This window comes from Ketobacter sp. MCCC 1A13808 (genome assembly GCF_009746715.1).
In the GTDB taxonomy this organism is placed as follows: domain Bacteria; phylum Pseudomonadota; class Gammaproteobacteria; order Pseudomonadales; family Ketobacteraceae; genus Ketobacter.
In genome coordinates, this window is record NZ_VRKW01000004.1 from 260509 (window position 1) to 275193 (window position 14685).

At 50.1% G+C, this 14685-nt stretch carries 11 protein-coding genes; 4 read left to right on the forward strand and 7 right to left on the reverse strand.

Annotation, left to right across the window (positions count from 1 at the left end; all coding sequences use genetic code 11):
• Positions 1-47 precede the first annotated feature (47 nt).
• The 6 genes from msrA to FT643_RS10515 all read right to left on the reverse strand — a co-directional run bounded on the left by msrA (position 48) and on the right by FT643_RS10515 (position 8227).
• Entirely contained in the window at positions 48-713 is a 666-nt protein-coding gene (gene msrA / locus FT643_RS10490) for a peptide-methionine (S)-S-oxide reductase MsrA (RefSeq protein WP_317621998.1), read from the reverse strand.
• 95 nt (positions 714-808) lie between these two features.
• Entirely contained in the window at positions 809-2830 is a 2022-nt protein-coding gene (locus FT643_RS10495) for an acetoacetate--CoA ligase (RefSeq protein ID WP_156871344.1), read from the reverse strand.
• Entirely contained in the window at positions 2827-4863 is a 2037-nt protein-coding gene (locus tag FT643_RS10500; RefSeq protein WP_156871345.1) for an acetyl/propionyl/methylcrotonyl-CoA carboxylase subunit alpha, read from the reverse strand. Before FT643_RS10500 ends, FT643_RS10495 begins: the two co-directional genes overlap by 4 nt.
• A 142-nt stretch (positions 4864-5005) precedes the next feature.
• The gene (locus FT643_RS10505; RefSeq protein WP_156871346.1) at positions 5006-6613 is read right to left on the reverse strand and encodes a carboxyl transferase domain-containing protein; all 1608 of its coding nucleotides are present in this window, start codon (positions 6611-6613) and stop codon (positions 5006-5008) included.
• 1 nt (position 6614) lies between these two features.
• Positions 6615-7784, reverse strand: a complete 1170-nt coding sequence (locus FT643_RS10510; RefSeq protein ID WP_156871347.1) for an isovaleryl-CoA dehydrogenase — start codon at positions 7782-7784, stop codon at positions 6615-6617.
• A gap of 47 nt (positions 7785-7831) precedes the next feature.
• Positions 7832-8227 (reverse strand): MerR family transcriptional regulator, encoded by a 396-nt coding sequence (locus tag FT643_RS10515; RefSeq protein ID WP_156871348.1) that lies wholly within the window; start codon positions 8225-8227, stop codon positions 7832-7834.
• Positions 8228-8379: 152 nt separating this feature from the next.
• Here FT643_RS10515 and FT643_RS10520 point away from each other — a divergent pair, with 152 nt between their 5' ends.
• Together FT643_RS10520 and FT643_RS10525 are read left to right on the forward strand one after the other, a co-directional pair.
• The gene (locus tag FT643_RS10520) at positions 8380-9252 is read left to right on the forward strand and encodes an SDR family oxidoreductase (protein WP_156871349.1); all 873 of its coding nucleotides are present in this window, start codon (positions 8380-8382) and stop codon (positions 9250-9252) included.
• Between the two features lie 76 nt (positions 9253-9328).
• On the forward strand, positions 9329-10939 hold the full coding sequence (locus tag FT643_RS10525; RefSeq protein ID WP_198043474.1) for a glycerol-3-phosphate dehydrogenase/oxidase: 1611 nt from the start codon (positions 9329-9331) through the stop codon (positions 10937-10939).
• An 84-nt stretch (positions 10940-11023) separates the two neighbouring features.
• On the opposite strand, the gene FT643_RS10530 is transcribed toward FT643_RS10525, so the two are convergent.
• Positions 11024-13087, reverse strand: a complete 2064-nt coding sequence (locus FT643_RS10530) for a TonB-dependent receptor (RefSeq protein WP_156871351.1) — start codon at positions 13085-13087, stop codon at positions 11024-11026.
• 177 nt (positions 13088-13264) lie between these two features.
• Between FT643_RS10530 and FT643_RS10535 the strand changes: the two genes are divergently transcribed.
• Both FT643_RS10535 and FT643_RS10540 read left to right on the forward strand, forming a co-directional pair.
• Complete coding sequence (locus FT643_RS10535) at positions 13265-13726, forward strand: BlaI/MecI/CopY family transcriptional regulator (protein ID WP_156871352.1); 462 nt, start codon at positions 13265-13267, stop codon at positions 13724-13726.
• Complete coding sequence (locus tag FT643_RS10540; RefSeq protein ID WP_198043475.1) at positions 13719-14681, forward strand: M56 family metallopeptidase; 963 nt, start codon at positions 13719-13721, stop codon at positions 14679-14681. Before FT643_RS10535 ends, FT643_RS10540 begins: the two co-directional genes overlap by 8 nt.
• Positions 14682-14685 lie beyond the last annotated feature (4 nt).

Below are 14685 nucleotides of genomic sequence, written 5' to 3' on the forward strand. Positions count from 1 at the left end.
AACACTATGTCAAAGCCATGACAAAGACATGACACGCTTACGCCATACTAAACGAAACGGGGCAACCCCGTGGCTGAACAGGTGTGGTTCGGACAATATCCCTGGGGGTTCTTCGCGAGGTATTGCTGATGGTATTCCTCGGCGTAATAGAAGGTTATATCGCTGAGAATTTCAGAAGTGGTTTTATGCTTTTTATCTTTTGCCAATAGTTGGTCATACTGTTCCTGACTGCTTCTCGCCTGCTCAATCAGTTCGGCATCACTCAACTTGCTAAAATAAATGCCGGATCGGTACTGAGTACCAATATCATTTCCCTGCCGCATTCCTTCCGTGGGATTGTGGCTTTGCCAAAAAACTTTTACTAACTGGCTAAATTGGATTTTGTCAGGGTCAAAGACCACCATCACCAATTCATTATGTCCGGTCATACCGGAACAGACTTCTTCATAAGTTGGATTGGGGGTTATGCCGGAGCCATACCCTACGGCCGTAGTGTGCACACCCGGGAGTGACCAGAACACTTTTTCCGCCCCCCAAAAACACCCCATACCAAAATAAACAACTGATAATGTGTCGAGAAATGGCGGCACCATTTTGGTGCCCAACACAAAATGGTTGGGATCCAGCGACATCGGCGTTGCGCGCCCTGGTAACGCGGCTTCAGCATCCGGTAGTTTTTGTTTGTTGCGATGCAGCAAATCGAAATAACCCACTTATTTAAACTCCTTTTAAACCAGCAAAAATTGACAAGCATAACTCTATCACCAGGATAGAACGCGGGGGCAATTTTGTCATTTAAACCGAGTCGTTAAACGCGCAACTCAGGCAAATCAGCAAATAAAGTTAACGCTTCCGGATTTGCCAGTGCGTCTGTATTTTTGACTGCCTCATTATGAATCATATTACGCACAGCCAACTCCGCAATCTTGCCGCTGATGGTGCGCGGAATATCTTCAATCTGAATCACCTTGGCCGGTACATGACGGGGCGTCGTATTTCTACGAATCACCTGCTTGATCTCAGCCACCAGGTCTTCGCTCAATTTTTCACCAGGCTGCATTCGAACAAACAGTATAACCCGTACGTCATCCTGCCATTGCTGGCCCACTGCGACCGACTCCAGAATATAATCCAGCTTTTCAACCTGGCGATAAATTTCTGCGGTACCGATGCGCACACCACCCGGATTTAGAATTGCATCAGAGCGGCCATATATAATTACGCCCCCTCTCTCGGTGATCTCACCGTAATCACCGTGTGCCCATACGCCCTCAAACCGATCAAAATACGCTTTGAAGAACTTGCTGTTATCGTCATCGTTCCAGAAGCCAACGGGACAGGAAGGAAATGCACCAGCGCAAACCAATTCCCCTTTTTCGTTCAGTACCGTTTTGCCATCGTCATTGAATATTTGTACGTTCATACCCAGCCCGACGCACTGGAGCTCACCTCGATACACAGGCAGCACCGGGTTACCCAGGGCGAAGCAGCTCACAATATCCGTGCCTCCGGAAATTGAAGACAGGCACAAATCCGATTTTATATCCCGATAGACGTAATCAAAGCTTTCGTGCGCCAGTGGCGAGCCGGTGGAAAAGATGGTTCGCAACGACCGTAGCTGATGGCTGTTAACGGGTTTGACGCCGGCCTTTTCCAGAGCAGAGATGTATTTTGCACTAGTGCCAAACAGGCTTATATTTTCCTCGTCGATAAGATCCATTAGCGCGCTTGGGCCTGGATGAAAGGGTGAACCGTCATACAGCACCAATGTCGCTCCACCGGCTAACCCCGTTACCAACCAGTTCCACATCATCCAACCACAGGTGGTGAAATAAAAGAAAACATCCTCTTTCCGAAGATCGCAATGCAGCTGGTGCTCTTTGCGGTGCTGCAAAAGAGTCCCACCAACAGAGTGCACAATGCATTTAGGTACTCCGGTAGTACCGGATGAATACATAATATAAAGCGGATGATCGAAGCTCACCGGTTCAAAATGGATTACGGAGGGTGACAGTTCGGACATCATGGAGGCATAACAGACCGTAGTAGAATCAACCGCATCAAGATTACTCTCGTGCAAACCACCGCTATTCAGAAAAGGAACCACTACCACGTTTTGTAATGAGCTGATGTTGGCTTTCACCTTTTCGATGCGCTCACTCAACGAAATGGATTTACCGGCGTACCGGTATCCATCAACCACAAAAAGCACTTTCGGTTCCACTTGCTGGAACCGATCCAGAATGCCGTTTAAACCGAAGTCCGGAGAGCAAGAAGACCAGATGGCACCCAAGCTGGTGGTAGCCAGCATTGCGATCACGGTTTCGATGCAGTTGGGCATGACACCGACAACTCGATCGCCGGGTTGAACATCATGCTGTCTGAGCCAGGCGGCGAGTTTCGAAACTTCGTTATAGAGCGCCTGATAGGTGATACTCTCCCGGCGCTTGTCTTCCCCGCGGAAAATCAACGCTGGCTTGGCTGCTAGCGTTTTATCTGATGCTGCCTGCAGCAGGTTCTCTGCAAAATTTAATGTTGCTCCCTGAAACCATTTTGCCCCTGGCAATCGAGACACATCATCTACCACTTCCGCAGACGCTATTTCAGCAGCTTCCGGGGTCATCTTAACCCCGCAGTTTTCAACAACCAGCGACCAGAAATCCGCGGTATGGGTTATGCTCCAGGTATGAAGTTGAGCATAGTTCTCCAACCCCGCGTCAAAACGCTGATTCACGAGTTGCATAAATTCCCACATCCGAGTCTGCTCAATCTGAGTTTGCACAGGTTGCCAGATTGGCGTTGATGTGGATTTCCCGGTGCTTTGGGTCATTCTGCTTCCTCATCCTCTAATTGCAACTCAATCAACTGATCACCCTCGCTCACCAAGTCGCCTTCGGCAAACATCACTTCCAATACTTGGGCTGCCTTATGGGCCCGGATAGTGTGTTCCATTTTCATGGCCTCAACGATTACCAGGGCGTCATCCGGTTGCACCGAATCCCCGGCGCTGACCAAGACCTTAACGATACGGCCGTTCATGGGTGCTTTTAGCTGTGCGTCAGTGCCGGCCTCGGCAGCGCTCAATTGTAGTTGCTTTTGCGCGACAACTTTAACCGTGCCTTCGTCGAACAAGGTTATCTGATGTTCATGCTGAAAAACAGAAACCGTTTTTACGATGTCACCGGAAAGTCGCAACCGCTGTACGTTTTCATGTGTTACCAGTTGCGCCGATACGGTATAGCGTTGATCACCGGATACCACTTCGAAAACGCCAGCATTGCGACGAGCCTGCGACGCCGCTTGCTGTACTTTTGCGATGTTCACCGTTACAACGTCACCTTCATTCAAAAAATCGTATTGGTGATCGTCGCTGCCGTTTAATTGCCAACCGTGTAACTGACTCCAGGGGCCGTCCTGATATTGACTGGCTGCGCTCAACACCTGATACAAACCAGCCATGACAAAATCAGCTGCAGTCAATGCCTGCTTGGAGACGAGTAGCGCTTCGTGTTGCTCATCGATAAAATGCGTCGTCGGTATCCCCTTAGTAAACGCCGGATGTTTAATAATACGGGATAAAAACGGTAGGTTGGTTTTGAGACCGGCAATTTGAAATTCGGTCAGCGCCTTTTCCATACGGTGCACGGCCCGCATCCGGTCATAATCCCAGACAATCAGCTTTGCAATCATAGGATCATAATGCACACTGATCTCGTCACCGCTCACTACCCCGGAGTCTACTCGCAGATGACGGGATGCTTGCGGCAACTGCAGCGAATGAATCTGGCCGGTACAAGGCAAAAATTCATTTTCCGGGTCTTCGGCATAGATTCGGACCTCGATACTGTGCCCGCTCAAGGTCAGTTGTTGCTGAGTTAAAGGCAGTGGATGCCCCTCCGCGACCTGAACCTGCCAAGCCACCAGATCCTGGCCGGTGATCATTTCGGTCACCGGATGCTCTACCTGCAAACGGGTGTTCATTTCCATGAAATAAAAGTCACCGTTGGCATCCAGCAGGAACTCAACAGTACCCGCACCGACATAGCCGATGGCTTTCGCCGCCTGGACAGCAGACTGCCCCATTTGTTGACGGGTGGACTCATCCAACCCCTGGGCTGGCGCTTCTTCCACTACTTTCTGATGACGACGCTGTATGGAACAATCGCGCTCGAAAAGATACACCACCTGGCCTTGCTGATCAGCAAACACCTGAATCTCCACATGACGCGGGTCTACGATGTATTTTTCGATGATTAAATGATCATTACCGAAAGAAGCTTTGGATTCGCGCTTGCAGGACTGGATTGCGTCCTCCAGATCGGTCTCCTTAAAGACCGTTCTCATGCCCTTACCTCCGCCACCGTAGGAGGCTTTTAGCAGCACGGGATAGCCAATACGGCTGGCTTCTTGCTTCAGAAATTCCGTTTCCTGCCGTTCACCATGGTATCCCGGAACCAGTGACACCCCGGCCTCTCCCATGATGGCCTTAGCCTGCGCTTTCGAACCCATTGCCACCATTGCCGATGCAGGTGGACCGATCAGCACGACATTGTTATTTGCACACAATTGGGCAAACTGTGGATTTTCAGACAAAAAACCATAGCCTGGATGAATCGCCTCGGCTCCGCACAAAGTCGCTGCCGTCACAATTCGCTCCATATCCAGATAGCTCTCGCTTACCGGTGCCGGGCCGATGTGAATAGCTTGATCGGCCAACAACACATGTTGCGCGTTGGCATCGGCATCGGAATAGACTGCCACTGACCGTATATCGAGTTGCTTTAGGGTCTTAATTACCCTGCACGCAATTTCGCCACGGTTTGCGATTAATACTTTTTTAAAAGAGACCGGATCGTTACTCATTTATTTTTCCCTTCTTCTAACCAGGTCAGTGTGTGCTTTTGCTTAAAAGAGCAAACTCCTTCCTGGCCCTCTGTCGATACACCAATTACCGCTATCGCAACGGCGGTGTCATTAATCACGTCATGGGTTCTACTATCACACCTTACATTCTAAATACGCCGAATCGCGTGTCCGGAATAGGCGCGTTCAGTGCAGCACTGATAGAAAGCCCAACGACATCTCGGGTTTGTGCCGGATCAATTACACCGTCGTCCCATAACCGCGCACTGGCATAATAAGGGTGCCCCTGCTTTTCGTAGGTCTCGATAATAGGCTGCTTGAAAGCATCAACATCCGACTCCGCCCAATGTTCCCCTTTTCTTTCAAAATTATCTTTTTTGATCTGCGCCATCACGCCTGCCGCTTGTTCACCGCCCATCACAGATATACGCGCATTCGGCCACATAAACAGAAAGCGGGGGTCGTAGGCCCGCCCACACATACCATAATTACCGGCGCCGAAACTGCCACCGGTGATAACGGTGATCTTGGGAACCTGCGCACAGGCAACCGCTGTCACCATTTTGGCTCCGTGTTTTGCAATCCCCTCGGATTCGTATTTCTGCCCCACCATAAAACCGGTTACATTCTGCAGAAACAGCAGCGGAATTTTTCGTTGTGCACAAAGCTCGATGAAATGCGCACCCTTCTGTGAAGATTCACTGAACAGGATCCCGTTATTCGCTACTATGCCCACCGGGAACCCCCAGATTCGGGCAAAACCACAGACCAGAGACGTGCCATACAACGCCTTAAATTCGTCAAAATCGGAAGCATCCACCGTGCGTGCAATAACTTCGCGCACGTCATAAGGCGTTTTAAGATCAGGTGGCACCGCTCCGTAGATTTCCCGAGGGTCGTACTTGGGCAGCACACTTTCCACAACGTCCGTTTGCAGGGTTTTTTTACGGTTTAGGCGATTTACCGCATTGCGAGCCAACGACAGGGCGTGCTCATCATTTTCAGCAAAATGGTCGGCTACTCCTGAGGTACGGCAATGAACGTCTGCACCACCCAGATCTTCTGCACTGACTACTTCACCGGTTGCCGCTTTAACCAGTGGCGGTCCTGCCAGGAAGATAGTGCCCTGCTCTTTCACAATAATGCTTTCATCGGCCATGGCAGGGATATAGGCACCGCCGGCAGTACAGGATCCCATTACAACGGCAATCTGGGGAATACCCTTGGCTGACATACTGGCTTGATTAAAGAAAATGCGTCCAAAATGTTCACGATCCGGAAAAACTTCATCTTGCAACGGCAGGTTTGCGCCGCCGGAGTCCACCAGATAAATACAGGGAAGATGATTCTGCTCGGCGATGGTTTGAGCCCGCAAATGCTTTTTCACGGTCAACGGATAATAACTTCCGCCCTTTACGGTGGCGTCATTGGCCACAATCATACATTCGTGATCATGGACTCTGCCAATTCCGGCAACAACGCCCGCTGCAGGTACGTCCTCACCGTACATATCCCAAGCCGCAAACTGACCGATTTCAAGAAACGGCGATCCTTCATCAAGCAGGCACTCTATGCGCTGACGAACCAGCAGTTTGCCCCGCGCCAAATGCTTTTGCTGGGCTTGCTCACCGCCACCCTGCTTGATTTTCGCTACCCGCGTACGCAAGTCGTCTACCAGAGACTGCATCGCTTGCTGGTTTTGACCAAATTGTTCTGAATGTGGGTTTACCTTGCTATTCAATATACTCATGTCAGTGTGTCTCGTTAAATAATTCGCGGCCGATCAGCATGCGACGGATTTCAGAAGTGCCTGCGCCTATTTCATAGAGCTTGGCGTCCCTCAATAAACGACCGGTGGGATAATCATTGATATAACCGTTACCACCCAATGCCTGAATGGCATCCAGCGCGCAACGGGTAGCATTTTCTGCGGTATATAAAATAACGGCAGCCGCATCTTTGCGGGTCGCAGCGCCTCGATCGCACGCTTGAGCAACTGCGTAAAGATACGCCCGGCTTGCATTAGTCGTTGTATACATATCAGCGACTTTGGCCTGCATCAGCTGAAACTCGCCAATGGCTTTGCCGAACTGTTGCCGTTCGTGAATGTAAGGTAGAACGATGTCAAGACAGGCGAGCATGATTCCGGTTGGGCCACCGGACAACACCACCCGCTCATAGTCCAATCCGCTCATCAGCACCTTTATGCCCTGATTTAACTGCCCCAGGATATTTTCTTCGGGCACTTCGCAGTCTTCGAATACCAGCTCACAGGTATTGGAACCTCGCATGCCCAATTTATCGAGTTTGGGTGACCGGCTAAATCCGCTGCTGTTGCGTTCAACGATAAAAGCGGTAATGCCGTGTGGACCTTGATCGAGATCCGTTTTTGCATAGATAACATAGGTATCGGCATCCGGGCCGTTGGTAATCCACATTTTATTACCGTTTAGAATATACCGATCACCCTTTTTATCGGCGCGAAGTTTCAAACTGACCACGTCTGACCCCGCGTTGGGTTCGCTCATCGCCAACGCACCGACATGCTCACCGCTCACCAGTTTAGGCAGGTACTTTGATTTCTGGGATTCGCTGCCATTTCGATGTATCTGATTCACACATAAGTTGGAGTGTGCACCATAGCTCAGACCAACCGATGCTGAAGCCCGACTGATTTCTTCCATGGCAATGGCGTGCGCGAGATAGCCCATGTTGCTACCACCATATTGCTCATCTACAGTAATGCCCAATAAACCCAGGTCACCGAATTTTTTCCACAGGTCGGCAGGAAACTGATTGTCCTTGTCCAACTGCGCGGCACGGGGCAGTATTTCACTTTGTGCAAATCGATGTGTGGTCTCGCGCAGCGCTTCTATTGTTTCGTCGAAACCGAAATTTAGAGAGGGATATAGAGTGGTCATTGCGGTTAACCTTTATTGTTAGATTGCAATAGCCGTTCAATTGACGGTTATTCGGAAGCCATGGAAGAATTACTTTGCTCAAGAGCAGACATACAACGTTGCCGGGCTTCCTTGAGTTCTATCTTCATTACTTCAATATCATGCAGCTGTTGATCAAGCATTACTTCCTTCTCATCCAGTATGGAGAGGAATTGTTGAAGCTGTTTGGCATTACCGGAATCCGGATCGTACATTTCGAACAGGGTACGGCTTTCTGATAAGGTAAACCCCAATCGCTTACCCCTCAGAATCAGTTTAAGCAGCACACGGTCACGGGCACTATAGATGCGTTTCTGGCCATCCCGTTCCGGCGACAACAAACCCTGATCCTCATAAAAACGGATCGCCCTTGTGGTAATGTCAAATTCCTTCGACAGCTCACTAATGCTGTATTGCTTTTTCATTTTACATTCGGGTATCCGGGTAACAGTTTCACCATATTAATTAACGTTTACGTAAAGGTAAAGCAGTCTGTAAAAAATGCCGGACCTCGAGCCCCGGAAGATCCCGAAACAATCAGAAAAACTCTCAACTATTCAGATGGATACAACAGATTATGAGAAAAACAGTGCTTATAACAGGGTGCTCCACAGGCATAGGCAAACAATTGGCTTTGGCAATGGCCGTGTCCGGGTACCGGGTCTATGCCACCGCCCGAAGTCTGCATAATGTGGAGGCGTTAGCCGCCAAGGGTATCCTGCCACTGCAGTTGGATGTCACCCGGGAAGACAGTATAGGGCGGGCCATAGCCAAAATAGAAGCAGACGGAAACCGGGTGGCCGTGTTGGTCAACAATGCCGGATACGGTGCAATGGGGCCACTGGCAGAGATGCCGGCGGCAGAATTGGAATTGCAATTTCAAACCAACGTGTTCGGGCCGATGAGCCTGATCCGGCATTGTATGCCACATATGCAGGAGCAAGGCGATGGCTTGATTGTCAATATCGGCTCGGTGTCCGGAATCTTTGTAACGCCTTTTTCCGGCGCTTACTGCGCCACTAAATCCGCCGTGCATGCCCTTTCCGATGCCCTTCGCATGGAGCTGGCGCCGTTTAACATCCATGTCATGACGGTTCAGCCCGGTGCCATCGAATCGGATTTCGGGCAAAATGCAGAAGCTTCACTCAAAAGAACATTTTCCGCACATTCCAAGTATTCTAGTATCAAAGAGCACATCGAAAAGCGCGCACGCGCTTCACAGAACAACCCGACCCCAACCTCAGTATTCGTCAGTGATTTGCTAAATGAAATGCAAAAGCCGCATCCCGTCGCCGTAAAAAAGATCGGAAACGGAAGCCGCTCTCTGTCATTGCTCGGGCGCTGGCTGCCCCAACCGATACGCGACAACATATTGAGCAAAACATTCGGACTGACTGCACTGCGCGCAAAACTGAACGCCGCAACAAGCACACCTGGAAAGCCGATGTAACGCAAATCCACTGTTATACTGAAAGGTACCATCTTTCATAAGCATGGAAAAACCACCACTCCCAGGGAAGCGGATAGTGACCAGCCTGATTGATCGTGAAGACTTTTGGAATACCCTGACCCGCAAGCAGGATGCGTGGGATGTGGTGATTATTGGTGGAGGAATCACCGGGGCGGGCATTTTATACCAAGCCGCCCTTCACGGGTTGTCCGCAGTCTTATTTGAGCAAAAAGATTTTGCCTGGGGTACATCCAGCCGAACGACCAAAATGGTGCATGGCGGTTTACGTTATATAACCCAGGGCGATCTTAAATTGACTAAGCAGTCAGTGCAAGAACGTGATCACCTGTTAAGAGCGGCTCCCGGTCTGGTCGAACAAATGGATTTTCTATTCCCAATACGCAAAGGGCAATTGCCGGGAAAATTGGTATTGAATAGTTTGCTGGCAATCTACGACAAATTGGCCGGAACGACCTCCCATGGGTATCTGGATGAAAAAAAACTCAAACTCAGGATTCCCGCGCTAAATGCTGACAATCTGAAAGGTGCCAGTTATTACACCGATGCCGTTACGGATGACGCACGGCTGGTGTTGCGGGTGCTGCATGCGGCTTTGCACCAGGGCGCGCTGGCCGGCAATTATATGCAGGTGCAAAAACTGCTACTCGATCAAAGTGATAATGTCTCCGGTGTCCAGGTCAACAATATAACCAACGGAAAATCATTGCATATTAGAGCGCGCACGGTGGTTAACGCGACCGGTGCCTGGAGTGATAGCCTGCGCGAGCCGGTCAGCGGTGAACGAACTATCCGCCCGCTTCGGGGTAGCCACATTGTCATACCTCATCAGTATGCGCCAGTAACCGATGCGCTAACTTTATTTCACCCGCAAGATAAACGCGCTGTATTTATCTTGCCTTGGGAACAAACCACCCTTGTTGGCACGACCGACCTGGATCACAAGACCAGCCTGTCCATTGAGCCTGAAATCTCGCAAGCTGAATTGAACTATCTTTTAACCCTGGTAAAGCAACAATTTCCAGGCAGCGATTTGCAAAAAGAACACATCATTTCAAGTTACGCCGGTGTAAGGCCTGTGATCAGTAAAGATCGCAGCAAACCGCCGTCCAAAGAAAAGCGGGAACATAAAGTATGGCAGGATAAAAACCTGATCAGTGTCAGCGGAGGAAAATTGACTACATTCCGCCTTATCGCACTGGATGTGATTGGAATTATCCTGCAAAACATAAAGCCGGAAGTCACGGTGGACGAAAATAGCCCTCCGCTGGAAACCGCCACCACAACCGAGCGCGATTTGGCATTAGATAATCCAGGCCTATCACGGCGTTTGATAGGCAGCTATGGAAACTATTCTCTTCAGATTAAACAAAATGCTCGCGGCGGAGAATTAAGACCCATTACCACTACCCGCTTCTGCTTGGCAGAACTAAGGTGGGCTGCACGGCAGGAGGCGGTCGTTCATTTAGATGATCTGCTATTACGCCGCACGCGGCTGGGGTTGTTGATTCCTGGCGGCGCAGCCAGCCAGCTGGACAGCATAAAAACCATTTGTCAGGAAGAGTTAGGCTGGAGTGATGCCATCTGGAAATCTGAAAAGCAACGCTATCTACATTTGTGGGCGAAACACTACTCGCTGCCTAAAACGCATTCCAATAAAGTCGTGTGACCTCCGCAATTTTACCGACTGCAGAGGCCACAACCCGACTCGGTTGAAACCGGGCGCGGGCATCTACCCCTTCCGGCCAACGACTCAGTATTCCAGTGCCAATGAAATCCGGAGCGTGCGTGGTTCCAGAATATGGTAATGAATATCCTCAATCCCTGCACCCGATGGCTCAGTGGTCAAACGTGATTCATAATAGTAGTCAATATCGTGATCATCGCTATCCAGCGCATTTAACAAATCAGCTGTTAAGGTCCAGCTGGCAAAGTGATATCCGGCTCGCAAGTTAACAACGGTGCTGGGGTCCGAAGTAATTGAACCGTCTTCCACCAACGTCCGCTCGCCGAAATACCGCAACCGCGCACTACCGAACCAACCATTATCAAAGTCTGCGCTGATGCCGGTTTGCAATACATCATTGATCGCCCCGGGCACATGATTACCACCGGCATCGTTGCCGACAAATTCCGCATCGGTATGAGCGTATTCCAAATCCAGTGTCCAGTCGTCAGTCAGGCGATAATACGCGGTGATCTCCACGCCGCGACGCCTGGACTCACGGCTCGGTTCCGTGGTGCCGGCGTCCCCCACAAACAGCAATTCGCTGTCCAGATCCAGTTGCCACAAAGCGATAGATGTGTTTAATCGCTCATGCCAAAAGCCGCGTAACCCGGCCTCATAGCCGAAGGATGCGACCAATGGGTCTACCTGCGCTACATTAACGCCCGACAACGGATCTACCTGAATGGTGGCACCACGGGCATCATTGGAGTGAAAGCCCTGTCCTGCCGACAGATAGGTTTCCCACTGCTCGTTTATGGTATAAATCAAGCTGGCTTTTGCTGACAGTTGACTGTCATCTGATTGACCGCCATTCACGCTGAGATCAACACCTTCACTGTTCATAGGGATACGGCTTGCGACATCGAAATCATAATAGTCATACCGTAGACCAAACACCGTGCGCAGGGCACTGCTCCAGAAAATCTGGTTCTCCCAATAAAGCCCGATACTGAATTCATCCAATTCATCACTGCGGACAGCACCCAGGCGTTGCCGGGCTGCTGTGTGATACAACCCCACTTCATCAACGGCATCGTAGCGCAATTCGGTACCGAACTTATTTATCGTGCTCTTACCCGCGATTGTATCCTTCATTAGGTAGCTGGCACGCCCGCCATATATCCAACGCTCATCTACTTGTTCAAATTGGTCACCCCTGTTTTCATCGTCAAGAAAATAGGTGAAGTTAGACCACAGTGTCATGTCGTACTGCACTGCGTATGCTGACACCTCAAACGCCCCGTTACTCCATAAAGTACTGAAACTATAACGGCTGGATTCGCCGCCGACACGGGTATCTATTGACCCGAAATCATCGATAATACCCGCCTCCACAGCACGCTGAGGAATCTGGTCCGCGCTATTCCATTGATTGTCGTATGCCATCAAAGTAAATTGCAACGTTCCCCCGGACACCTCCCGCGCATGCTTTAAAATCAAATTCAGTTTTTCCATGTCCTCTTCGATATCAGTCCAGGGTCCATTATTAAAATTAGCTTCCAATCCATATAGCCATTGACCGCTTTCGCTACTCACGCTGTTGGTGGCCAGCAAGCGAGAATAGTCATACTCACCTAACGTCAACTCTACAGTGCCCTGGTCAAACTCATTGGCAGTTTGCATTTCTGCACTGCCCACGCCACTAAAGTCTCCAACATCAGCGTAGTACGGCCCTTTTTTATATTTAATGTTGCTGATAGTTTCCGGAATAAGAAAGTTAAGATCCGTATACCCCTGACCGTGGCCATGGGATCGCATATTCACCGGCATACCGTCTACCGTAGTGGAAAATTCGGTTCCATGGTCCAGATTGAAACCGCGCATAAAATATTGGTTGGCTTTGCCCGTACCGCTGTGCTGGGTCACCACCATACCCGGCACCAGCTCAAGCACTTCGCCGGTTCTTAGCAAGGGACGCAATTTAATTTCTTCCTGACTGATCTCACCCTGGGAAGCCGATACGGCTTCCCCCACCAAATTCACCCGGCGGCCTTCCACGACCACTTCTTCAACAGCAATCGGATCTGCGCCTTCTGCAAATCCGGTGACACTTGCCAATATTAAACTGAATTTTGCTACTGTTTTCATTAAACGGTTCCCCTCAACCACACACTAACGGCGGACTGACCTATATACGGACGATCACGGATTCTGGATGCATCATCAAAAATTGTTTTTTAGAAGGCCTTTTTTTCAGTACACTTCATTCCCAAGCGGGCGCAAACGTAACACGGTATTCCAATACCGATAAGGGATCGGTTTTAAATGGTATCAACTACTAAGGGGCTAATTGGGTGGCTGGGACTGACACGTAAAGCCTCGCGTATGCCCGTGCTGGGACGGCGTGAACTGGCTGTACTGAATATCCTGTGGGAGTGCGGTGATCAGTCTGCGCAACAGGTTCTGGATCATCTGAAACAATCCGATATCGGACTGAGCACCGTACAAAGCACTCTGGAGCGCCTGTATCGCAAGGACCTGCTAATAAGAAACAAATGCGGAAGAGCGTTCATTTATCGGGCTAAAGTCGACAAAACCAGCATCATTAGCAATTTATTAAAAGACATTGCCGATGAACTGGGCAGTGGCGAAATGGAGCCCGTCATATCCGGGTTTATGGAATATCTTGCCAGCGAAAATCCAGAACTGCGATCCAGGTTCAATGAAGCAATCAACCAAACCCCCGCCGAATCATCGAACACGGACAGCGGACACGAAGGTGATTGAAGCACTGCGCACGATTGCAGAGATTTCTTTCTTCTGGCTCTTTGTCACCCAGTTTTCCTCCTTGCTGACCGCGCTGTCATTTCCCCTAATGCGCGTAACCACCCGCCGCTGCCATCCCCGGGAGCGAGCTCTCAGCCTGCTGGTTTATGGCCTGCTACCTCCCTTTATCGCTGCCTGGGTTGTCGCCTTGAGTATGCACCCCGCACTTACCGGATTATTTCAGCCACCACATTGCCACCAAAACGATTGCAGCCCCCACACACCTTTAATCACCCGGGAATCCATCGTTGGAGCCGCTATGGCCTCGGTCGCATTCCTACTGCTAATGGTTTTTATCACACTGGTGTACAACCGGGTACAGCGCGCCCAACGTAAGCTGATGACTTTAGAATCACTTTCGCTGGAACAAAGCTCTGCGCCGGAGCAGCTGCCATTTCGTATCATAGACAGTACCAGCCTGTTGGCCTGGTGTAGCGGGCTATGGAAACCCACCGTGTTCGTATCTAAAGGCTTACTTAACAGGCTCAGCAAGGAACAGTTGCAGGTTGTTCTGAGCCATGAGTTCTGTCATGCCAGACGAGGAGATAATCTGCGCAAAACGATCTTACACATTGCAACCGCACTCTGGCCAAACAAACTGAGGCGACACATCAAAGCCGATTTGAATGCGGCCTGTGAAGAAGTTTGTGACCTGGAGGCAGCCGATCAAACGCAGAGCAAATCGCTGGTTACCGCTGTCATAAAGTTACTGCAGAACGCGGACAGCAACTCAAAACAAATACAACTGTCCTCGTTTGCAGCTACTGAAACCCGGCAGCGGGTAACAGCACTGGAAACCGAAACCCCTCACCGGTCTGGCGTTTTTTGCTGGTCGTTCCTTCTTATACTTCTGGTGATGGAAACCCTGTTGTTCACTTCAACCTCACATGGCGTTCTGGAGTGGTTAACACACTAAAGCC